The 21,040-nt window shown below is 60.0% G+C and carries 20 protein-coding genes, 2 tRNA genes and 1 riboswitch; of the genes, 2 read left to right on the top strand and 20 right to left on the bottom strand.

What is annotated here, in order from left to right:
• Positions 1-73: 73 nt before the first annotated feature.
• The 11 genes from greA to AAAX73_RS01990 all read right to left on the bottom strand — a co-directional run bounded on the left by greA (position 74) and on the right by AAAX73_RS01990 (position 8,046).
• Positions 74-544: a transcription elongation factor GreA gene (greA, locus tag AAAX73_RS02040; RefSeq protein ID WP_006234960.1), complete on the bottom strand. Its 471-nt coding sequence runs from the start codon at positions 542-544 to the stop codon at positions 74-76.
• A 106-nt stretch (positions 545-650) separates the two neighbouring features.
• A complete protein-coding gene (gene tatA, locus AAAX73_RS02035) occupies positions 651-926 on the bottom strand; it encodes a twin-arginine translocase TatA/TatE family subunit (RefSeq protein WP_158554565.1) in 276 nt (91 codons plus the stop codon).
• Positions 927-1,038: 112 nt separating this feature from the next.
• Positions 1,039-1,115 (bottom strand) — tRNA-Pro (locus tag AAAX73_RS02030).
• A 49-nt stretch (positions 1,116-1,164) separates the two neighbouring features.
• Positions 1,165-2,061, bottom strand: coding sequence for a 4-(cytidine 5'-diphospho)-2-C-methyl-D-erythritol kinase (ispE, locus tag AAAX73_RS02025; RefSeq protein WP_233543014.1), 897 nt, complete (start codon positions 2,059-2,061; stop codon positions 1,165-1,167).
• Positions 2,062-2,063: 2 nt separating this feature from the next.
• Positions 2,064-2,360 carry a Veg family protein gene (locus tag AAAX73_RS02020; RefSeq protein ID WP_117799674.1) on the bottom strand — a complete coding sequence of 99 codons (297 nt, stop codon included), beginning with the start codon at positions 2,358-2,360 and terminating at the stop codon, positions 2,064-2,066.
• Between the two features lie 306 nt (positions 2,361-2,666).
• A complete protein-coding gene (gene dtd, locus AAAX73_RS02015; protein WP_349124887.1) occupies positions 2,667-3,113 on the bottom strand; it encodes a D-aminoacyl-tRNA deacylase in 447 nt (148 codons plus the stop codon).
• Between the two features lie 3 nt (positions 3,114-3,116).
• Positions 3,117-3,758: an RdgB/HAM1 family non-canonical purine NTP pyrophosphatase gene (gene rdgB / locus AAAX73_RS02010; protein ID WP_118081031.1), complete on the bottom strand. Its 642-nt coding sequence runs from the start codon at positions 3,756-3,758 to the stop codon at positions 3,117-3,119.
• Between the two features lie 146 nt (positions 3,759-3,904).
• Complete coding sequence (gene rph / locus AAAX73_RS02005) at positions 3,905-4,630, bottom strand: ribonuclease PH (protein ID WP_118081033.1); 726 nt, start codon at positions 4,628-4,630, stop codon at positions 3,905-3,907.
• A gap of 53 nt (positions 4,631-4,683) precedes the next feature.
• Entirely contained in the window at positions 4,684-5,568 is an 885-nt protein-coding gene (gene murI / locus AAAX73_RS02000; RefSeq protein ID WP_118081035.1) for a glutamate racemase, read from the bottom strand.
• 51 nt (positions 5,569-5,619) lie between these two features.
• Complete coding sequence (locus AAAX73_RS01995) at positions 5,620-6,531, bottom strand: HAD family hydrolase (RefSeq protein ID WP_118081037.1); 912 nt, start codon at positions 6,529-6,531, stop codon at positions 5,620-5,622.
• A gap of 30 nt (positions 6,532-6,561) precedes the next feature.
• Positions 6,562-8,046, bottom strand: a complete 1,485-nt coding sequence (locus AAAX73_RS01990) for a UDP-N-acetylmuramoyl-L-alanyl-D-glutamate--2,6-diaminopimelate ligase (protein ID WP_349124886.1) — start codon at positions 8,044-8,046, stop codon at positions 6,562-6,564.
• Between the two features lie 432 nt (positions 8,047-8,478).
• Here AAAX73_RS01990 and asnB point away from each other — a divergent pair, with 432 nt between their 5' ends.
• The gene (gene asnB, locus AAAX73_RS01985) at positions 8,479-10,347 is read left to right on the top strand and encodes an asparagine synthase (glutamine-hydrolyzing) (RefSeq protein WP_215694626.1); all 1,869 of its coding nucleotides are present in this window, start codon (positions 8,479-8,481) and stop codon (positions 10,345-10,347) included.
• Positions 10,348-10,404: 57 nt separating this feature from the next.
• Positions 10,405-10,480 (top strand) — tRNA-Val (locus tag AAAX73_RS01980).
• Positions 10,481-11,176: 696 nt separating this feature from the next.
• On the opposite strand, the gene AAAX73_RS01975 is transcribed toward AAAX73_RS01980, so the two are convergent.
• The 9 genes from AAAX73_RS01975 to AAAX73_RS01935 all read right to left on the bottom strand — a co-directional run bounded on the left by AAAX73_RS01975 (position 11,177) and on the right by AAAX73_RS01935 (position 20,555).
• Positions 11,177-12,460 carry an aminotransferase class III-fold pyridoxal phosphate-dependent enzyme gene (locus AAAX73_RS01975; RefSeq protein WP_118081043.1) on the bottom strand — a complete coding sequence of 428 codons (1,284 nt, stop codon included), beginning with the start codon at positions 12,458-12,460 and terminating at the stop codon, positions 11,177-11,179.
• 68 nt (positions 12,461-12,528) lie between these two features.
• Positions 12,529-13,509, bottom strand: coding sequence for an acetylglutamate kinase (gene argB / locus AAAX73_RS01970; RefSeq protein ID WP_118081045.1), 981 nt, complete (start codon positions 13,507-13,509; stop codon positions 12,529-12,531).
• A gap of 80 nt (positions 13,510-13,589) precedes the next feature.
• The gene (argJ, locus tag AAAX73_RS01965; protein ID WP_118081047.1) at positions 13,590-14,858 is read right to left on the bottom strand and encodes a bifunctional glutamate N-acetyltransferase/amino-acid acetyltransferase ArgJ; all 1,269 of its coding nucleotides are present in this window, start codon (positions 14,856-14,858) and stop codon (positions 13,590-13,592) included.
• 135 nt (positions 14,859-14,993) lie between these two features.
• A complete protein-coding gene (gene argC / locus AAAX73_RS01960; protein ID WP_118081049.1) occupies positions 14,994-16,064 on the bottom strand; it encodes an N-acetyl-gamma-glutamyl-phosphate reductase in 1,071 nt (356 codons plus the stop codon).
• Positions 16,065-16,321: 257 nt separating this feature from the next.
• On the bottom strand, positions 16,322-16,732 hold the full coding sequence (locus tag AAAX73_RS01955; RefSeq protein ID WP_118081051.1) for a pyridoxamine 5'-phosphate oxidase family protein: 411 nt from the start codon (positions 16,730-16,732) through the stop codon (positions 16,322-16,324).
• A gap of 54 nt (positions 16,733-16,786) precedes the next feature.
• Entirely contained in the window at positions 16,787-17,233 is a 447-nt protein-coding gene (locus AAAX73_RS01950) for a pyridoxamine 5'-phosphate oxidase family protein (protein WP_118081053.1), read from the bottom strand.
• 30 nt (positions 17,234-17,263) lie between these two features.
• Positions 17,264-18,064 carry an energy-coupling factor transporter transmembrane component T gene (locus AAAX73_RS01945; RefSeq protein WP_118081055.1) on the bottom strand — a complete coding sequence of 267 codons (801 nt, stop codon included), beginning with the start codon at positions 18,062-18,064 and terminating at the stop codon, positions 17,264-17,266.
• Positions 18,064-19,968 (bottom strand): energy-coupling factor transporter ATPase, encoded by a 1,905-nt coding sequence (locus AAAX73_RS01940; RefSeq protein ID WP_118081057.1) that lies wholly within the window; start codon positions 19,966-19,968, stop codon positions 18,064-18,066. The genes AAAX73_RS01945 and AAAX73_RS01940 overlap by 1 nt, the downstream gene beginning before the upstream one ends.
• Complete coding sequence (locus AAAX73_RS01935) at positions 19,965-20,555, bottom strand: ECF transporter S component (RefSeq protein ID WP_349124885.1); 591 nt, start codon at positions 20,553-20,555, stop codon at positions 19,965-19,967. The genes AAAX73_RS01940 and AAAX73_RS01935 overlap by 4 nt, the downstream gene beginning before the upstream one ends.
• Before the next feature lie 5 nt (positions 20,556-20,560).
• Positions 20,561-20,753, bottom strand: a riboswitch (FMN riboswitch).
• Positions 20,754-21,040 lie beyond the last annotated feature (287 nt).

Genomic DNA, 21,040 nt, shown 5'->3' with positions numbered 1-21,040 from the left:
GCTCCTCAAACTAAAACGCTCCCCAGGATTCGGTCCCAGGGAGCGAAAACATACCTTTACGCGGGACCGTGGTCTAGCGTGCGATCTTTGCGATGGTGTAGACGCGGGTCTTGCCCGAAGGCGTAACGACCTCGACGGAGTCGCCCTCGCCGTGACCGATAATGGCGTGGCCGACCGGAGACTCGTTGGAGATCTTGTGCTCGAGCGAGTTGGTCTCGGTGGTACCGACGAGCGTGACTTCCATGACCTCACCGTTGGGATCGATCAGAGAAACGGTGGAACCGATGGAGACGGTCAGATCGCCCGTGGTGGCAGCAACCTGAGCGTTGGCGAGGATGGCCTGAATCTCGGCAATGCGAGCAGCATTCTGGGCCTGCTTGTCCTTGGCGGCATCGTACTCGGAGTTCTCCGAAAGGTCGCCGAACGCGCGGGCTTCCTTGATGTCCTCGACGATCTCCTTGGCGTAATCGCCCTCACGCCAAGCAAGCTCCTCGACGAGCTTCTGGCGGCCCTCAGCGGTCAGTACGATCTGGCTTGCGTCCATACGGATATCTCCCCAACTATGATGTAACGATCAACTGTCAACAAAACGAAAAAGACCGGCTAGCCTGCGGGCAAGCCGGTCAGGTGCTCACCCCAAAGGGATGGGACTACTCTGCGTCCGCGTCGCTGTCCTCTGCCTGCTTTTTCTTGGCAGCAGCGAGCTTGGCCTCGAGCTCTGCGATCTCCTTGTCCTCCTTGGACTCCTCGACCACAACGTCCTCGGCCTGCTTGGTTTCGCCCTTATCGTCGCCCTCCATACCCTCGCGGATATTCTTGACGGTAGAGCCGAGAGACTTGCCGAGCTTCGGCAGGTTCTTAGGCCCGAAGATGATCAAGACAACGACGAGAATAATGATGAGCTCAGGAGCCCTCAGTCCAAACATGTAGACCTCCACAATACAGCGAGACAAGCTCGAATGAGTATACCGCGGGTGCCGCGGTATCACAACAATAGCTAAAAAAAGGGACCGCAAGAAGCGGTCCCTTCTCATGCTCTGGTCGGGTTGACTGGATTTGAACCAGCGACCCCTGCGTCCCGAACGCAGTGCTCTACCAAACTGAGCCACAACCCGTTAGCTCGACTATAGTAACAAAGATTTTCGTCGCGTGCTAGAGAAATTTTTATTTCTTTGGCGCGTCGATTTGAACCGTGTTGGGAATAAGCTCAGTCGCGCAGGCCCACCAGCCATTTTGCTGGGCAGCTCCCGCAAGATGGGCTGCTGCAGCGACGGTATCGCAAATGGCAAACGAGCAAGCACCCGAACCGCACACGTCCACGGCAACGGTTCCCTCCTGTGCGCGCAGCCAGTCGAGAACTGCCTGGATCCGCGGCTCCATCTGCGCGGATATGACGCCCAGATTGTTATGAACGAGCGCATATGCCGCCTCGGCATCGCCGGCGCGTAAGACAGAAGCAATCGCATCGGGTTTTTCCGCGGGCACCGGGCTCTCATCAAATCGTCGATACGCTTCAACCGTTGAAACGCTCGTCTCGTGCGGTTTGACCAATACGACAGGTGTCGCCGGAAGCACAGGATACTCAGTGGCCAGCACATCTCCCCCGCCGACGTAGAATGCGGGACTCGTGTGCAAAAAGAACGGCACGTCGGCGCCGATACCGCGAGCGATGTCATCGAGCGCGGGGTCGGCGCGGTCGATACCCCACAGCTCGGCCAAGGCAACGATGACCGCAGCGGCATCCGTCGAGGGGCCTCCCAGGCCGGCGCACAGCGGGATACGCTTTTCGATCGTCACGCACACGTTGGCATCGCGACCGTAACGCTCGGCCATAGCGATTGCCGCCCGATAGGCCGTATTTTTTTGCATGGGAAAATCGGATGCCGGAACCGTCTGGACGGTCAACGCCTGCGCCGGCGTGACCGTCACGGTATCGGCTAGACCGACGGCTGCCATCAGGGAATCGACCCTGTGATAGCCGCGGGCGTCGCGCTCGGTATGAACCCCCAGATAGAGGTTAATCTTTGCCGGCGCGGTAAGGATGAGGGACCGATCGGTCACCGTTAGTGCTCCTCGAGCTGGTTGCCGAGCGGGGTAAAGATATGTTCGCCGCTCTCGGGGTCGAACAGTTCGACCTGGCCGGTAAGGACATCGATGTACTGGTAGGACTGACGCGATTTGCGGCCGCGACGCTCGTCAACCTCAACGATAAAGACAGCGGGGTGGACGCTCTTGATGGTGCCCATGCGCTCGATGACGCGGGTACGGCCCATGTTGGCCTTAACCTTGACGCGATCGCCCACCATATCGGTCAGCTTCTCGTGGATGTCGTCGACGTGATTGACTTCCATCTCTTCCATGAATAGGGCCTCCAGAGGGTGCAATTCAAAAAGGGGATAATACCCCTAAGATAGACAAAACTCTAATACTATAGCACCCTGTTGCAGCCATACGCAAGCAGCTAAAAAAGCCCGGTCCCAAATACGTACCAGACGATAACCTCACATGACCAGTTCACGTCAGCGAACGACCACCATTCGAGCCAAGGTGTCGCGAAAGAGGAGCGACGCGTACTTTGGTACGCGAGCGACGGTTTGAGCGACAGATTGGCCGAATGGTGGCCGTGCAGCGTCGAGTAGTTACGCGGTTTGGTAAAACCGCGTAACCTAAAGATTGTCTGTGTCCAGGACGATGGTGAACGGACCGTCGTTGACCAGGTCGACCTTCATATCGGCGCCAAAGATACCGTGCGCCACATGCTCAACGTCCTGAGCGACGAGTGTCAAAAAGTACTCGTAAAGTTCGTTAGCGACATCGGGCGCGCCGGCGTCCGTAAACGACGGACGGCGGCCGTGGCGGCAGTCGGCAAACAGCGTGAACTGCGACACCACGAGCACCTCGCCGTCGACATCCGCCAGCGCCAAGTTGGTCTTGCCGTTCTCGTCCTCGTTGATACGCAGCCCGCGGAGCTTGCCCCACAGCTTGTCGGCTTCGGCGCGTGTGTCGCCGTGGCCCACGCCCAGCAGCACCAAGTAGCCGCGTCCAATACGGCCCACGCACTCGCCGTCGACTGTCACGCTGGCGTTGAGCACGCGCTGCACCACCGCACGCACGGTCTACTCCTCGCCCGTCAGCTTGGCGGACAGATGCTCGAGCGCATGGAAACGATGGCTGATGGCGTTCTTCTCGTCCGCCGTGAGCTCGGCCATGGTCTTGCCCGGCGTATCGACCGGCAGGAACAGCGGGTCGTAGCCAAAACCGTGTTCGCCGCGGCCCTCGTGCGCGATAACGCCTTCGCAGGCGCCCTCGCCATAGGTGACCAGGCCGTCCGTATCGATAAGCGCGACGACGCTCATAAAGCGCGCGGTACGGTCCTCGTCTGCCACGCCTTCCAGGTTAACGAGAAGCTTGGCGTTGTTGGCGGCATCGTCGCCATGCACGCCCGCATAGCGCGCGCTATACACGCCCGGCTCACCGTCCAACGCATCGACGACCAAGCCGGAGTCGTCGGCGATGGCCATAAGGCCCGTCTCCTCGACCGCAGCCTGCGCCTTGATGATGGCGTTCTCCAAAAACGTCGTGCCGTTTTCCTCGGGGTCCTCAAAATCGCCCAGCTGGCCGAGCGCCACAAAGCGCACCTCGGGCATGACCTTGCCCAAAATGGCCTCGATCTCGGTGAGCTTATGGGCGTTGCCGGTTGCCACGACGATGGTCGCCGCCGGGTCGAGGGTGTCGATGTCAATCTTCTCAAGTGCCATAGCTGGTCTCCTTTGTCTCTATAGCAATGACGAGTTGAGGACGACGAGGACTTCGGCCTCTCTCCCGTCTCAATCAACGGCAGTCTTATACTTCGACGTTTTCCCAGATAAAACCTGCCAAAATAAACCTGTCCCTTTTTGGCAGGTTAGGCGAGGGCTTGGCGCTGAAGCTCGATGAGCTCGGCGATACCCTTGTCACCCAGGTCGAGCAGAGCGTTGAGACGCTTGCGGTCGAAGGGCGCCTGCTCGCCGGTACCCTGGAGTTCGATCATCTCACCAGAATCGGTGGCGACGAGGTTCATGTCGACCTCGGCGTGGCTGTCCTCGGAATAATCCAAGTCGAGCAGGGTGTTGCCGTCGACGACGCCCATGGAAATGGCGGCAACCTGGCCCGTGAGCGGGATGCGCTCGAGTTTGCCCGCCTCGACCCACATGGCAAGGGCGTCGTGCAGCGCCACCCAGGCGCCGGTAATGCTCGCCGTACGCGTGCCGCCATCGGCCTGGATCACATCGCAGTCGACGGTAACGGTGTACTCGCCGAGCGCCTTCATATTGACGACGGTACGCAGGCTGCGGCCGATAAGCCGCTCGATCTCCATGGAGCGGCCCTTGCGGTTGGCATGCTCGCGCTTGCAGCGTTTACCGGTCGAGGCCGGTAGCATCGCATATTCCGCCGTTACCCAGCCGGCCTTGGCGCCCTTGCGCCAACCAGGCACACCCTCCTCGATGGTGGCGGCGCACAGTACGTGCGTGTCGCCGAACTCAGCCAGGCACGAGCCGTGGGCGTGCTTCATGACGCCGCGGGTGAGCTTAACGGGGCGCAGCTCGTTGACAGCGCGGCCGTTGGCGCGGTTGACCTGCATGTATTCCATGGAACTATCCTTTCGGCAAAAGATGTGGCGAAGCCTCCGGCGACATTGCGAGCCTAACCGAGTTCGTCGATATCGACATGCTCGATGCTTTTAAGCGGCTGGCCAAAGATAAAGCTACCCGCCACCGCAAACTCGGCAATGTTGTCAGACGTGGTGGCAAAGCGATGCTGTGGCTCGGCGGCATCGCCCGCCAGCTGCTCACGGCGCGTGAGGATATCGGTCAGCTCGCGGGTGGTCTCCTCGGCGGAGCTCACCACGCGCACCCCGGGTCCTAGCGCATGGCGGATGGGACCCACCAGCAGCGGGAAATGCGTGCAGCCGAGTACCACGGTATCGATGCCACGATCGTGCAGCGGCTCGACTGTGGTGCCGACCAGCGCGCGAACGGCTGGCGTATCAAAAATATCCTCGTTCTCGAGCCACTGCTCCTGCAGATGCGCGCCCGAGGCGAGCTCGTGCTCGACGACCTCGACAAAGCTCGAAGCCGGGCAGCCATACACATCGACACCAGCATCCAAATCCTGGATGGCGCGCGTGTAGGCGCCCGAGCGAATGGTGAGGTTGGTGGCGAGCACGCCCACGCGACGCGTACGCGTGCTGTTGATGGCGGCGCGTGCGCCCGGGGCGATCACGCCGATCACAGGAACGTCGAGCACTTGCTGAGCCAGACGCAAGGCCGCGGCGGTCGCCGTGTTACAGGCGATGACCATGATCTTAACGTCGTGCCTCGATAGCCAGCGGCCCGCCTGCAGCGCAAACGAGCGAACCTCGTCCTCGGTGCGGGTGCCATAAGGGCAGCGTTTAGTGTCACCGAAATAGTAGACGGACTCGCGCGGAAGCGCCGTTGCGATCGCGCGCGCGACCGTTAAGCCGCCCAGGCCCGAGTCGAACACGCCGATCGGACGCGTGTCCCCGGCCAGATTATCGATATCGGACATTACCTCACCAGATTCTCTCTCGAAAAATGCGACCATGCGTGATGCGTCGCGCTACGAACGGGCCGCGACCAACAGCTCGGCCGTTGCCACCCAACCGTCGACAATCTTGCCGCGCGTAATATAGGCATTGTCGCAGGCATCCAAGAACTCCGGGGCACCGGCGCTCGTCAGACCGTTCTCGACCAGGCAGAACATGCCAACATGGTCGGCCATGTAGAAGTCGGACTCGGAGTCACCGAGCGCAAGCGTCTCCTCGCGCTCGATCCCCAGGTGCTCGCAGAAGCGCGCAATGGCAACGCCTTTGTTGAGACCCGCCGGATTGATGTTGAAGGCGCGGCCGTCCTCGACGCGATTAAGCTCGAGCGTCGTCGGCTTGGACAGGTGAGTCAGATGGCCGTTGCAAGCCCAGACCAGACCGCAGCCGGCCTCGTCCAGGATGGCCTGGACCTCATCGTCGGGCACATCGCCGCGCATGCCGACGGTGACCTCACGGTACTTGTAGCCGGTCGACATGTCGTTGTGGTATTCGATCTTGTGCGGCCAGCGGGCAAGGATCTTCTCGCACACGCCGGTCTGCTCGATCACCTGGTGCGGCGTGAGACCGCAGGCGGGGTCGTAGGGCATGTCGCCCGTCAGGTACTCCCAGTCGTTGGCCTTGAGGTCGTACATGACCAGGCCGCCCATCTCGCCGATGTAGGAGTTGAGGCCGAGCACGCGGGCGTCCTCATGGATCATGGTGCGATTGCGACCCGAGGTGGGAACCACCTGGATGCCGGCACGGGCGAGCGCGACAACCGCCTCGACGAGCTTGGTCGAGGGATTGCCGTCGTTATCGCGCAGCACGCACGAGCCGGGGGCGAGCATCGTGGCGTCCAGATCGGTAAAGACATACTTGACCTTGGCAAGGCGCTCGCGCATCTCGCCCGAAAGCTCGGCAACGGTCGGCAGGATGTTGTGGGACATGGTCACTCCGTTTACATAGAAGGGGCTGGTCTAGGCGTCGTACGCCGCAAGGGTGCGCTTGAGAATCAAACCGTCGCGCTCACAAGGCTCGGGTCCGTTCTTGCGCAGCATACACTCTTCCTCGCCCTTACCGGTCACGATGACCACGGCAGGACGGACAGTTTCGCGCACGGCAGTCTCGATAGCGGCAACGCGATCAGTCACGATTTGCCAGTTATCATTTCCCTGCGCTTGAACGTTGCGCGCGATCTCGGCGCAGATGTCCTCGACATCCTCGGGGCCGGGGTCATCCTCGGTAATCACGATTCGGTCGGCATACTTGCCAGCGGCGATGCCCATCGTGGTGCGTCGATCGACACCCTTACCGCCCGTAGCGCCAAATACAACCGCCAGCTCGCGCTCGGGATAGTTCTCGCGCAAGTCGCGCAGGAGTGTCTCGAGGCTCATGCCGTTATGTGCAAAATCGACGATGCCCAGGATTTTGCCCGATACGGACGGATAGAGCTCCATACGACCGGGAACGAAGACGCCCTCAAAGCCATGGACGATACCCTCTTCGGAAATGCCCAGGGCCTCGGCGCAGGCAATAGCGGCAAGCGCGTTGGACACATTGAACTTAACCGGCGTGGGAATCACAATGTCACGCGTAAAACGGGGCGTGCGCACCGTTGCCACCACGCCGCAGTCGCCATTGCGAATCGCCAGCGCAAGCACGTCGGCACGCTCGTCGGTCAGGGAGAACGTCACCGTACGTTCGCAACGAGATGCCGCCTCGAGCACGCGATCGACCTTATCCATATCGAGATTGACCACGGCAAAACGGCTCTGCAAGAAGATTTTGAGCTTGCTGGCAAAGTAATCCTCGAGCGTCGGATGCTCAATCGGCGAAATGTGATCCTCGCCGATATTGGTAAAGGCGCCGACTTCAAAGTCAATCTTGCCCGTACGCTCGTATTTGAGGCCCTGACTCGATGCCTCCATAACCAGCCACGGGGCACCCGCCTCCGCAGCATGCGCGATGCGAGACTGCAGCAGGAAGGATTCGGGGGTCGTCAGCTTGGAAGGGCCCGTCTCGATGCCGTCGTCGAACTCAATGCCCGTATTAAGAGCGGGTCGATGACAGCCCGTAAGCTTGGCCTCGTTGGCGAGGATGCCGCGCAGATAAAAGCTGCAGGTCGACTTGCCCTTGGTGCCTGTAAAGGCGCAGACCTTCACCTTACCCGACGGGTGCCCATAAAAGGCATCTGCCACCACGGCGAGCGTGCGACGAATATCGCTCACAATCACCGCGGGAAGATCAACATCGTAATCGACCTCGGAAACGTAGGCCACGGCGCCATCGGCGATTGCCGAAAGCAGGTACTCGCGCTTAAACGCACGGCCTTTGCAGACAAACAACGTGCCCGGACGCACCTGGCGCGAGTCATCAGTCGCAAACTCAATGCGCTGGTCGCACGAAGCGCTCGGTCTGGAAACAACAAGGTCATCTTCCTCGAGCAACTCTATATAGCGCATCAGAGTTAGCTTCTCTTGTGTCGGACTCGACATACAAAGACCTCTCTCGCTAAATTCAGCCTTAAAGGGCAGAAGACGTCCCGCGGCAGAAACGATGAAACATTCTGTATTATCAACCATCCTAATATGCCACCTGACCTTGCGCGCATCACAGCCTTCTAAAAAATTGCATGGACTGTGCCGTGGTCTAATAAATGGCAACAGTGTTCACCCCGTGTAAAACCAAGGAAATCTGGGTGCTGTTCTTTAACATAGCGTTCGCAACCACGTCCCGCCGCTTCGCCTGAAGATCGGGACGTGGTTTTTTCGGTTCGCTCGGCGCTTATGCCCTATCACGAAACAAAAGATTGGCATGATAGTAAAGATTATTTGACATCAGCTGCCGCAATCCTTGCGGCAGTACACCTGAGCCGTCAGCAGAAAGGATCTTGCATGTGCGGTTTTGTCGGTTTTACCGGTACAGATGAACAGAGTGAGCTGGTTCTCACGGCCATGATGAATCGCATCATCCACCGTGGTCCCGATATGGGCGGCCAGCATATCGTCGACAACGTTGCCCTTGGTTTTCGTCGTCTTTCGATTCTCGATCTTTCCGAAGCTGGAGCCCAGCCCATGTCGAGCGACGACGGCAAGGTCACGATTGTCTTCAACGGAGAGATCTACAACTTCCAGGAGCTTCGCGCCGAGCTGGAGGCGGCCGGCTACGCCTTCCACTGCAACGCTGATACCGAAGTCCTGGTACACGGTTACGAGGAGTGGGGCGAGGACCTGGTCAACCGTCTGCGCGGCATGTACGCGTTCGTGATTCACGACCAGAACAAGAACAAACTCTTTGGTGCTCGTGACATCTTTGGTATCAAGCCGTTCTATTACTACCAGGCATCCGATGGCTCGCTGCTGTTTGGCTCCGAGATCAAGAGCTTCCTGGACCATCCCAAGTTTGAGAAGGCTGTCAACCACGACGCGCTGCGTCCCTACCTGACGCTGCAATTCCCCGCCACGGAGGAGACCTTCTTTAAGGGCGTGTTCAAGCTTGCCCCGGCGCATTGCTTTACGTATGACCTGACGACCAACACCATGGACATCAAGCGTTACTGGAGCTGTGACTTCACCGACGACAACTCCAAGACCTTCGAGGAGTACGTGGACGAGTGCGACAAGGTCGTGCACGAAAGCGTCGCTGCGCACCGAATCGCCGATGTTAAGGTGGGCTCGTTCCTTTCTGGCGGTGTGGACTCCAGCTACATTGCCGCCTGTCTCATGCCCGACACCACGTATTCTGTCGGCTTCGATTACAAGAACTTCAACGAGACCAACTACGCCGCCGAGCTTTCCGACAAGCTGGGCATCAAGAACGTGCGCAAGATGATTACCGCCGACGAGTTCTTTGATGCACTGCCCGATATCCAGTACCACATGGACGAGCCGCAATCGAACCTGTCCAGCGTGCCGCTGTACTATCTGGCGCAGATGGCTTCCAAGGAGGTCACCGTCGTCCTTTCGGGCGAGGGTGCCGACGAACTGTTTGCCGGCTATGAGTGGTACGAGGACACCCCCGAGATGCGCACCTTTAAGAAGCGCGTGCCGCTCGGCGTACGTCGCGCCCTGGGCTCACTCGTTCAGCATCTCCCCTACTTTAAGGGCCACAACTTCCTGACGAAATGCGCCGAGGTTCCCGAGCGCTGGTATGTGGGTCAGGCAAAGGTGTTCGATCCCTCCGAGGTCGACGAGGTGCTCAAGCCCGCTTATGACACCGGCAAGAACGCCGCCGAGATGTGCGCCGAGTACTACAAGCAGGTTCCCAACTGCTGCGAGCTTTCCAAGAAACAGTATCTGGATATGAACATGTGGCTGCCGGGCGACATTCTGCTCAAGGCCGACAAAATGTGTATGGCGCATTCTCTGGAGCTTCGCGTCCCGTTCCTGGACAAGAAGGTCATGGAGTTTGCCGAGCACATCCCCGCCAACTACCGTGTTAACGAAGAAGGCTGCAAGCTCGTCCTGCGTCACGCCGCCAACCGCACGCTGCCCGACGAGTGGGCAACGCGCAAGAAGGTGGGCTTCCCTGTACCGGTCAAGTTCTGGCTGCGCGAGCAAAAGTATTACGACTACGTAAAGGAATACTTCACCGCGCCGTGGGCTGCTGATTTCTTTGACACCGATGCGCTCATGAAACTGCTCGACGATCACTTTAAGGGTCGCGCGCTCAACCAGCGCAAGATCTATACCACGCTGACGTTCCTCATTTGGTACAAGCGCTTCTTTATCGACGAGGACAAGGGCGCTAAAGTCGCCGCTTAGTTTTCGTTATGAATTAGCGGTGAACAGCGCAGGGTTTCCGCTATACTCAATCCCTGCGGGCGATTGGCGCAACGGTTAGCGCAGGTGCTTTACACGCACAAGGCTGGGGGTTCGAATCCCTCATCGCCCACCACTGATTTGTTAGGCTCCCAGCTATGGGGGCCTTTCTTTTTTGGGCCCATCGCAGAGGGATTCGAACCCGACAGGGTGCGGAGCTGAGGAAACGCGAAGCGTTTTCCAGCGCAGCACGCGAGGAGCGGAGCGACGAAGCGGGGCGCGGACGGCGCCAGCCGCACGCGGACATCCCTCATCGCCCGCCATTGAATTGATAGGCCCCCAGCGATGGAGGCCTTTCTTTTTTGGGCCGGTGCATGGGATTCGAACCCGCAAGAGTGCGGAGCTGAGGAAACGCGAAGCGTTTTCCAGCGCAGCACGCGAGGAGCGGAGCGACGAAGCGGGGCTCGGGCGGCGAAATGGACCCTTGGCGAATACCCGTGTGCAAAAAATGCCAAATATGAGTACTGCTACCTTTTTAGTAGCAGCGTTTTCGAAGTCATAAAAGGCAAATCCGGCATTAGAACGACGATCGATAGTCCAGTTAAGCCAATTTGCCAACTACAAAACTGGACATATGTGGCCCAACTCATCTAAAAGTGCCTAATTTATATGTTACGAAGTTAGTGCCCGTACTCATATTTGCCACTTTTTGCACACGGCCTATCCCAGCCATGGTAAATCGATAGCAAAACGGGCTCCAGACCGCTGAATCGTGCCGCATATGGCACGTCCGCAGTCCGGAACCCGGTCCAAATTAAGTTATTGCGCCGTGTTAGGCCAAAACACCCGCCAGGATCTCGATCAGGTTGTCCACGTCGGCCTCTTCGCACACGAGCGGCGGAAGGAAGCGCAGCGTATGTGCGCCTGTAGCGTTGATCACGGCACCAGCCCCCAATGCACGGGCCACGACGTCGTGTGCATCACCCGCGGCAGCATCCAAATCGCAGCCGAGCATCAGGCCGCGACCACGCACCTCTACCACATGCGGAAGCTTAGCCAGCGCCTGCTCCATATAGGCGCCAACCTTGGCAGCATGCTCGGCATAATCGCCGTGCACAAGCGCGGAGAGCGTCGCGGCACACGCCGCGATGGCCAAGCAGCTGCCACCGAAGGTCGAACCATGATCGCCGGGCTTAAAGACGTCGGCGATTTCCTTCTTTGCCACCACGGCACCCATAGGCACACCGTCGGCAATGCCCTTGGCAAGGCTCATGATGTCGGGCTCCACGCCATAGGTCTGGAACGCAAACGGCTTACCCGTACGAAAGATTCCGCACTGGACCTCGTCGGCAATAAGCACGGCACCCACCTCGTGCGCCAAGTCGCGCGCCGTAGCCATAAACTCCTCGGTCATGGGGTGCACACCGCTCTCGCCCTGAATCGGCTCGAGCATCACGGCGCAAATTTCACTGCCCAACTGCTTAAAAATTGCACGCAGTTCATCTACATCGTTGGGTGTGCAGGCCACAAAGCCACCCGGCAGCGGACGGAAACTGTCCTGTAGCCAATCCTGCATGGTGGCGGCAATGGTCTCGAGCGTACGGCCGTGGAAGCCGCCACGCATGCATACGATGGTGTTGCCGCCGTTACCAGCACGCTTGGCGTACAGACGCGCAAGCTTCATCGAGCCCTCGTTGGCTTCGGCACCAGAATTGGCAAAGAACGTCTCCCACACCTGCTCGTCCGCAGCCGGGGCACCGAGCGCAGCGGCCGTGGTCTCATCGCCGGCGACAATGGCATCGGCCAGCACGCACGCACCATCTACGTCGTCGTTGGCAAGCTTGGACAGCAGCGCCGCGACCTGTCCACGCCGCTCGATGTAGAAGTAGTTAGACACATGCAGAAGCTTTTTGGTCTGAGCCTCGAGCGCCGACAGCACTGCCGGGTTGCCGTGGCCCAGGCTGCACACGCCGATGCCGGCAAGAAAATCGAGGTATTCGCGGCCATCGTCGCCGGTGAGCTTCATGCCGCGGCCTTCGACAAACTCGACCGGAGAGCGACCGAAGGTGTGCATGACGTAGTAGGATTCGAGCGATTGTTGTGCTGCAAGTGACATGAGATACCTTTCGTTAAGCGCCAAGTAGCGCGGAGTTTGGGCGTAATGGCGTAGCAATTTTGAGCCGGCTAGACCGTTTGAAGCTTCTCGACCTCGTCGAGATTCTCGGTCAGGCGCGCCGCAAAGGTCGAAAGCGGGTGCGGGTGCGTATCGAACTCGTAGGCCGTCTCGGTAGAATGGATCACGGTGCCGACGCCGGCATCGGTCAACAGCTCAAGCAGCAGCGAATGCGGCGTGGTACCGTTAATGATATGGGCGCGGAACACGCCACCGGCAAGCGCGTCGACGGCCGCACGTAGCTTGGGAATCATGCCCTTATCGACCTCGCCACCGTAGAGCATCTCGTTAACCTCGTCGAGCGTTAGGTTAGAGATAAGCGAATCCTTATCGCTAAAGTCCTTGTACAGGCCATCGACGTCGGTCAAAAAGATCGCCTTATGCGCGTGAAGCGCTGCCGCGACGGCACCGGCGGCGGTATCGGCATTGATGTTGAAGAAACCGCCGTCCTCCCCCGCCGCGACGGTAGCGATGACGGGGATGTACTCGCTATCGAGCAAACGCTCGATATAGTCCGTGTTGACGTTCGTCACTTTGCCCACGCGACCGAGCTCGGGGTCGAGCGGCTCGGCGATGAGCGTGCCGGCATCGCTGCCCGACACGCCCACGGCCAGGTTGCCGTGGTGGTTGATAGCAGCAACCAGCTCCTGGTTAACCTTGCCGCCCAGCACCTCGCGCACGATATCCATAGTCGCCGGCGTAGTCACGCGCTGGCCGTTCTTAAACTCGACGGGAATATCGTAATGGCTCAACGCCTCGTTGATGGCCTTGCCGCCGCCATGCACGATGACGGGGCGCATGCCGATAATCTTGAGCAAAACGATGTCGCTCATCACGTCGCGGCGCAGTTGCTCATCGACCATGGCGGCTCCGCCATATTTGATAACGACCGTCTTGCCGGTCAGGTTTTTAATCCACGGCAGCGCTTCGAACAGCAGCTGCGCGGTTGCTTCGTTGGATTCGCTCGAACGACAGTCGCGTGCGAATTTCATAATCTGCCTCATCTTTCGTATCGTTATCACGCCGTGCTTCGCTGTCCGCAATGCGGCAAGATGCGCAGCGTGCCTGGAATCTAGGAACGGTAGTCGCCGTTGATGGAGATGTACTCGTGCGTGAGGTCGCAGGTCCACACGGTCGTTGCCGCGTCGCCTGCACCCAGGTCGGCCGAGATCACGATCTCGGACGCCTCAAAACGTCGCAGAGCCTCGTCCTCGTCAAAGGGAACAGTCAGACCGTCGCGGCAGACCGGCATGCCCATCATGTCGATGGAAACGTCTTCCTGATGAAACTTCACGCCGCACTTGCCGAGCGCCATGGCGACGCGGCCCCAGTTGCAGTCGTGACCGGCGATGCAGGTCTTGACGAGCGGCGAGTTGGCGACGGCACGGGCGGCGATATCGGCTTCCTCGTCGGTGGCGGCGCCGGTAACGTTAACCGTCACGAGCTTTGACGCGCCCTCGCCATCGGCCGCGATGTTGCGCGCCAGGCTCTCGCACACCTCGTGCACGGCAAAGGACAGTTCGTCAAAGGCATCAGTGCCCTCGACGATAGCCTCGGTATCAGCGGCAGCAGCGCCAGAAGCAAGCACGATGCAGGTGTCGTTGGTCGAGGTATCGGAATCGACCGTCACCTTATTAAAGGTCTGCTTAGCGATCGAGAGCAGTAGGGTGTGGAGCGCCTCCGGCTCGACGGGGGCATCGGTAGTAATGACCGCGATCATGGTAGCCATATTGGGCATGATCATGCCCGAGCCCTTGCACATGCCGCCCACCGTATAAGCGTTGCCCGCATGGCCCGCAGCCTCGCTGCGATAGCGAACGGCATACTCCTTGGAATGCGTATCGGTCGTCATGATGGCACGGGCCGCATCGGCACCGCCATGGGCAGAGAGCGCCTCGTAGGCGGACGGGACGGCTGCCTCAAACGTGTCGATCGGCAAAATCTGTCCGATCACACCCGTCGAGGCAACCAGGATCTGCTGGGGCTCGCAGCCAATAACCTGCGAGGCGATGTTGCACGTCTCGCGCGCGCAGGCTAGGCCGGTCTCGCCCGTGGCAGCGTTCGCGTTGCCGGAGTTGATTGAAACGCCGGCGATGATGCCATAGCCCTTGTCCGCACCGCCCAGGTTGGCACGGCTCACCTGCACGGGCGCCGCGCAAAAGCGGTTGGTCGTAAACACGCCGGCGCCTGGACAGGGCTTATCGGGCACGACGAGCGCATAGTCCAAGCGCTCGGGATTCTTCCGGAATCCTGCATGGATGCCTGCGGCCTTAAAGCCGGCCGCTGCCGTAACGCCACCCTCGACGGCGCGTATCTTGATATCAATCAGGTCGGTATTCATCGTCCCTACGACTCCTTATATCAGACAAAAAAGCGGGCATCGGCTGGCACGCCATACCGGTCACAACTACTAGACCAGCTTGAAAGCGGCGCCCAACTCGATACCCGACCACCAAATCGTTAACAATCGAATGTGCTACACCGGGCACGCCACTGTGGGCAAGCCTCGTCGCTCGTCAAAGCCAAAAACGATGTTGGCGCACTGGACCGCCTGGCCTGCTGCACCCTTGCACAAATTGTCGATAGCACCCGTCGCCACCAGCACGCCCGCACGCTTGTTGAGCGCAAGGCCAATCTGGGCAGCGTTGGTGCCGACGACCGAAGCCGTCTTGGGCTGCTGGCCGACATCGAGCACGCGCACAAAGGTGCGACCGGCGTAGAACTTCTTGTAATGGTCGACGACGTCCTCAAGGGCCAACGTGTCGAGAGTCTGCGGCGCGAGCGGCATCGTCACCGTGGAAAGCAGGCCGCGCTTGAGCGGTGCCAAGTGCGGAGTAAAGACGACGCGATCGGTCAGGTCCAGGATCTGCTCAATCTCGGGCGTATGGCGATGTTTGCCTACGCCATAGGCCTCCAGGTTCTCGTCCGCGCTACAAAAATGGGTGCGAGCGTTGCAGGACTTACCGGCGCCCGTCACGCCACTAATGGCATCGACGATTACGGGGCCGTTCTCTGCCACCCAGCCCGCACGCACGGCAGGAGCGGCAGCGAGGCTCGTTGCGGTGGGATAGCAGCCGGCGCAAGCGACCAAAACGGGCTTTCCGGCGGCATGGCTGGAAGCAGCGGTCTCTAAGTCCTGGCAGAACAGCTCGGGCAGGCCAAAAGCGCGGGTCTTGAGCAGCTCGGGGCTCGTGTGCTCGGCGGCATACCATGCCTCAAAGACGGACGGGTCGCTCAGACGGTAATCGGCCGAAAGATCGAAGCAGGAAACGCCCGCGGCAAGGAGCGCGGGCACCTGCGCCATGGCAGCCGTGTGCGGCACGGCAAGAAAAACCGCATCGCAGCTTTTGAGCTCGGGGGCGTCATGCGTGGTGAAAACCAGATTGCTTACGCCAGCAAAGCTCGGATACACTGCGGACAGCGGCTGGCCGGCATCGGCGTTGGACGTAATGGCAACAAGTTCAAACTCGGGATGGCCGAGTACGAGGCGAATGAGCTCGGCTCCGGCATATCCAGCCGCGCCGACGATTCCAACCTTCAAAGACATATCAGACTCCTTGTCTGCGATTTATGCACCGATGCGCATTTCGCAGCGGTCATTATGAGGTGGGTTGAAACTTTAGCACCAAAAGATGCATGAATACGTAAATAGCTTGCATGTTCATGCATTGAAACATTCCCGACACATTCGCTTGAAGGAATTGACAAATAGAGCGGGCCCCGTATTGACCGGCACTCCTTACGGTGCCGGGCAACACGGGGTCCGCCCATGCGAAAACTAAGTTGTTAGGATGAGCCAGCTGGCTAGAGCTCAACCGGCACCCATTCGTCATGATTGCAGATAAATGCCTCAGGATCCTCGACGCTAAAGAAGACGAGCGCGGGGTCGTTAGGCCCCTCATAGTGCTCGCTCAAGCGCTCAAGATGCTTCCATCCGGCCTCGCGCATTTCGCTCGAAGCCCGGTCTTCCAGCCCCGCACGCCCGCGCAGGATCAACCAACCATGGCCCGGCCACCAACTCGTGACCTCAAAGCGCTGGTTTTGCAGCAGCTCCTGCCACACATCTTTGGTGCGCGCTGTCACAAACCACAGCTTGCCGTCCTGAATCTGCGCAAACGAGAACGGACGCACATGCGGCTGCCCGCCCACGCTCGTCGCCAGATACCACGCCGGCACCGACGTCAGATACTCCAGCACCGTATTCAATCCGTCCACGTTTCCTCCTGTCGCCTGACCAGTCTTTTTGGAATGGGTAGTCAATTTGGGAAATTAGAGCTCGAGGCGCTCTTCGCTGCCGTCGATATCGCAGAACCGTGCGGCGATGTTGCGGACCGAGAAGAATGCAAGGCGACCATCGTTGGCGCTATCGTGTTGCTCGCCAATGCCCACCATGTGCTTAAAGCCCGCTTGGCGCACCTTGTCGCTCACGAATGCATCGTCCTCGAGCGCGGCCTCGCCAGTTAACACGATCCAGCACTCCCCCGGCTTCCAGCCCGATACCTCAAACTTGGGATTCGCGCTCAACTCCGCCCACACGTCCTTGTCGCGCGACGTGCAAAACCACAGCTTGCCATCATCGACCATGGCAAACGAAAACGGCCTCACGCGGGGCTGATGCCCGTCGCTCGCATCGGTCGTGGCAAGATACCACGCCGGAATGCGCCTGAGATACGAGCAGGCGCGCTCGAGCTGAGCCGTGCGATCGGTGTCGGTCATAGAGACCCCTTTCTTGCGCTCGAATCGAGCTTAGACGAGTTGAAGATTGATAACGACAACGCATGTCACCAGCAGCGCCATCGCCAGCGCTGCCAGTACATCCCCCCGGCCAAACGCAAGCGCATGCAGACGCGTGCGTCCCTGCTCGCCGTGATAACAGCGCGCATCCATGGCGGCCGAAAGCGTCTCGGCATGACGGAACACGCCGGTGAACAGCGGAATCGCCACACTGCCGAGCATGCGCACACCGCCGAGCGGACCGCCCGTCACGCGCGCGCCGCGACTTGCCTGTGCATCGGCCGTCTGTTTCATCTCGGTGGCAAATTGCGGCATAAACCGCAGCGCGATACCCATAATCATGCCGAGCTCGTGCGCCGGAAGCCCCACGCGCGCAAATGGTGCGAGCAGACGTTCAAAGCCCGCGGTGAGGTCGAGCGTCGGCGTGGTGAGTGTAACGGCGCTCATGCCGGCCATCATCAACGTCAGGCGGCACGCCACAAACGCCGCAGAACGCAGCGAGCCCTCGCTCACCTGCAAAAAGCCAAGCTGCCACAGGATGCGGCCACTCTGGTCGGAAAACAGGTTGAGCACCGCGACCACCACGACAATCGCCAGCAATGGTGCCATCGATGATAGGACCCGGCGCAACGGCACCCGGGCTGCGAGATAGACCAGCACGACAAAAAATGCGACCGGAACCAGCCCGCAAAAGCTTCCGACGGTGAGCACGGTGACCAGAAATGCAAAACCTAGGAGCAACTTAGTACGCGGATCCAGGCGATGCACCGCGCTATCCCCGGGATAGTAGCTGCCAAATGAGAACGCCTCCATTAGCAGCCCTCCTCTCGCGTGGGCGCCTTGGAACCAGCCTGACACGGAACCCTCAAAGGCACGTCCGCGCAGCCCAGCAGCAAGCCGGCCAACTCGTCGGCTAGCGCCTCAACCGTATAAAGCTTGTCGCAGCGGAGCGGCACACCGGCTTGTGCAAGCGCCAGCGCCATGCGCTGGGCGGCAGGAACGCCCAGGCCGATCGATTTGAGCTCGTCCGCGTGCGCAAACACCTGCGCGGGCGTTCCCTCGGCAAACACGGCGCCCTCGTTCATCACAACGATACGGTCACAACAATTTGCCAGGTCATCCATGCTATGCGAAACCATGACAACAGTCAGGCCCTCGCGATGGAGTCGATCGATGAGCCCCAGGAAATCCCCGCGCGCAGCCGGATCGAGCCCCGCCATGGGCTCGTCGAGCACCAGCACCTCGGGCTCCATGGCGAGCACGCCGGCAAACGCCACGCGGCGCTGCTGGCCGCCCGAAAGCTCAAAGGGGTTCTTGTCGCCTATCGCGGCAAGGTCGAGGCCCACGCGCGCAAGCGATGATGCGACACGGCGTGCAACCTCGTCTTCTGGCAGGCCAAGGTTGCGCGGGCCAAACGCCACGTCCTGCGCCACGGTCTCGGCAAATAGCTGGCGCTCGGGATACTGAAACACCACGCCGACCTTGGCCTTAACCGCAGCGGCGTCTTTCTTGCTTGATAGGTCGAGCCCCAGCGCGCAAACGCTTCCCTCCTGCGGACGAATCAACCCGTTGAGATGCTGAACCAGCGTCGATTTACCCGAGCCGGTATGACCCGCCAATCCCAGAAACTCGCCGCGGCGCACCGTCAGCGAAACATCACGTAGCGCCCAGGGGCTGTTTGGATCGTTGCCCCAAAGAGCCTGTTTGCTCGATGCGTCCGCAGTGGTCGAGCGCTTGCGCCATCGACGGCGCTCGCGGGCGCTCAGCGAGTAACTATGCGAGAGGTGCGAAATCTCGATAACGGGCTCCGATGCGGCCGCCTCGTTAGTCGCGAAGGATGCATTGTCGAGCATACGAGAATCGGATGCAGAAGGCTGCACTGCGACGTCCGCCCCGCCCCGCTCGGCGTAAACCCGCGCAATCTCGGCGACCATATCTGCCTCGCGCACCTGCGCGCAAACGGGCACGCCCTTCTCACGAAGTGCCCTACCTAGGCAGCACGACGCCGGCATATCCAGGTTGAGCTGCGCAAGTTCGTCCGCCCGCGTCAAGATTTCCTCGGGCGTACCGATCATGGCAACGCGGCCCGCTTGGAAGACAGCAACGCGATCGGCCTCGGCGGCCTCTTCCATAAAGTGCGTAATCATCACGATGGTCATGCCGCGATCATGCAACGCACGGCAAGCCTTCATGAGGCCCTTGCGTCCACGCGGATCGAGCATCGAGGAAGCCTCGTCCAATATGAGCACGCGCGGTTCCATGGCGAGCACGCCGGCAAGCGCCACGCGCTGCTTTTGGCCGCCCGAAAGCGCGTGGGTCTCGTGGCGCTCAAAGCCCACCAGGCCCACGCCCTTCAGTGCCTCGCGTACGCGCTGCGCAATTTGCGCCGATGGCACGCCAAGGTTTTCAGGACCAAACGCAACGTCATCTTCGACAAGCGTTGCTACCAGCTGATCATCGGGATTCTGGAATACCATGCCCGCGGTCGAACGAATGTCGTAGACCAGCTCGGGGTCGGACGCATCCATGCCGTTGACGCGTACCGTGCCCGCATCGGGCTGCAACAGTGCATTCAGATGCTTGGTAAACGTCGACTTGCCCGACCCATTGCCACCGAGGATGCAGAAAAACTCGCCATCCTCGATGTTCAGATCGACGCCGTCGAGTGCCGGTGCGGCACCGTCATAGCTAAAGGAAACGCCCCGACACTCAATCATGCGCGGCCTTTGACCTGGTCCTTTTTAGGCGTGATGAGGTTGGAGACCGCTTTGTACACTGCAAGCGTCAACACCGAGTTAAGCACGGTCTTGATAAGGTTGAACGGCAGCACGGCAGGAATCATGAGCGGGGCGATCACATCGACCGAGCCATACCAGAACCATACGCCAATGGTAAGGTTTGCGACCATAGACAACGCCGTAGCAGCAATAACGCCGAGCACCAGGCCAATCACGGCACCCTTATAGGTATGCATCTTCTGGTAGACGATAGCCGCGGGCAGAATGTAGCCCAGCGTGGCAACCAGGTTCATAAGCGCGCCGACCCAGTCACCCGTGGTGAGTGCATGGATAACGATCGCCATGGCGGCAACGGCGGTACCGGCACCGGGGCCATATGCAAACCCACACACCATCGCCGGCACCAGCGACGGATCATAGGTCAAAAACGGCGCCGAAGGAAGGATGGGCAACTGCACGTACATAAACAGGGCACCCAAGGCGCACATCAACGCCATGGTAACGAGCTGTTTGGTGCTCCACCTATTCGAGTTCTCAAAATGGATATGCTGCGACTGTTCAGACATAAGATCACCTGCCTCTTTCATCCGGACTCTAACCGTTGGTACTGGGGTCTCACCAGTTCAGCCGGCATGCGAACCAACACACGCACGGGTCGCGGACTCATCGGCTCGGTCGCAGACGCCTCGTCTGCGCCACGGCACCCCTTTGGCACCGCCCGATTTACCGCCAGTGGGGAATTCCACCCCGCCCTGAAACAGCAATTGCAAGTGTAGCACCAGCAGGCTTTTGCGCAAGTATGCCAAGGGTAATTTATGGCGGGGACCAGTTGCCGCAACTACCACGTTCCCCATCCATCCCAAAGTAGCGCGCCTTTCGCGGCAAAGCCGCGAAACAGCGACCGGGACACGTATCCCCATCAGCCACGATCTCCGCCCACGCCGACCTCAAGGCCGTAAACGCAGGGAATCCGGGGGCGTGACGGGGCTTCTCTCCGGAATATTCCGCAGGACGCAAAGAGGCTCCGCAGCGCGAAGCGCGATGCGGAGCC

The organism is Collinsella sp. CLA-ER-H9 (assembly GCF_040092295.1).
In the GTDB taxonomy this organism is placed as follows: domain Bacteria; phylum Actinomycetota; class Coriobacteriia; order Coriobacteriales; family Coriobacteriaceae; genus Collinsella.
The sequence above is the reverse complement of the archived record's forward strand: the minus strand, read 5'-3'. Positions and strand labels throughout refer to the sequence as shown.

What these genes read in the sequence shown, in the direction of transcription:
- greA (WP_006234960.1), bottom strand. Translation starts at nt 544, where the DNA reads ATGGACGCAAGCCAGATCGTACTGACCGCTGAGGGCCGCCAGAAGCTC.
- tatA (WP_158554565.1), bottom strand. Translation starts at nt 926, where the DNA reads ATGTTTGGACTGAGGGCTCCTGAGCTCATCATTATTCTCGTCGTTGTC.
- AAAX73_RS02020 (WP_117799674.1), bottom strand. Translation starts at nt 2,360, where the DNA reads ATGGAAGAGATGGAAGTCAATCACGTCGACGACATCCACGAGAAGCTG.
- rdgB (WP_118081031.1), bottom strand. Translation starts at nt 3,758, where the DNA reads ATGGCACTTGAGAAGATTGACATCGACACCCTCGACCCGGCGGCGACC.
- rph (WP_118081033.1), bottom strand. Translation starts at nt 4,630, where the DNA reads ATGGAATACATGCAGGTCAACCGCGCCAACGGCCGCGCTGTCAACGAG.
- murI (WP_118081035.1), bottom strand. Translation starts at nt 5,568, where the DNA reads ATGTCCGATATCGATAATCTGGCCGGGGACACGCGTCCGATCGGCGTG.
- AAAX73_RS01995 (WP_118081037.1), bottom strand. Translation starts at nt 6,531, where the DNA reads ATGTCCCACAACATCCTGCCGACCGTTGCCGAGCTTTCGGGCGAGATG.
- AAAX73_RS01990 (WP_349124886.1), bottom strand. Translation starts at nt 8,046, where the DNA reads ATGCGCTATATAGAGTTGCTCGAGGAAGATGACCTTGTTGTTTCCAGA.
- asnB (WP_215694626.1), top strand. Translation starts at nt 8,479, where the DNA reads ATGTGCGGTTTTGTCGGTTTTACCGGTACAGATGAACAGAGTGAGCTG.
- AAAX73_RS01975 (WP_118081043.1), bottom strand. Translation starts at nt 12,460, where the DNA reads ATGTCACTTGCAGCACAACAATCGCTCGAATCCTACTACGTCATGCAC.
- argB (WP_118081045.1), bottom strand. Translation starts at nt 13,509, where the DNA reads ATGAAATTCGCACGCGACTGTCGTTCGAGCGAATCCAACGAAGCAACC.
- argJ (WP_118081047.1), bottom strand. Translation starts at nt 14,858, where the DNA reads ATGAATACCGACCTGATTGATATCAAGATACGCGCCGTCGAGGGTGGC.
- argC (WP_118081049.1), bottom strand. Translation starts at nt 16,064, where the DNA reads ATGTCTTTGAAGGTTGGAATCGTCGGCGCGGCTGGATATGCCGGAGCC.
- AAAX73_RS01950 (WP_118081053.1), bottom strand. Translation starts at nt 17,233, where the DNA reads ATGACCGACACCGATCGCACGGCTCAGCTCGAGCGCGCCTGCTCGTAT.
- AAAX73_RS01945 (WP_118081055.1), bottom strand. Translation starts at nt 18,064, where the DNA reads ATGGAGGCGTTCTCATTTGGCAGCTACTATCCCGGGGATAGCGCGGTG.
- AAAX73_RS01940 (WP_118081057.1), bottom strand. Translation starts at nt 19,968, where the DNA reads ATGATTGAGTGTCGGGGCGTTTCCTTTAGCTATGACGGTGCCGCACCG.
- AAAX73_RS01935 (WP_349124885.1), bottom strand. Translation starts at nt 20,555, where the DNA reads ATGTCTGAACAGTCGCAGCATATCCATTTTGAGAACTCGAATAGGTGG.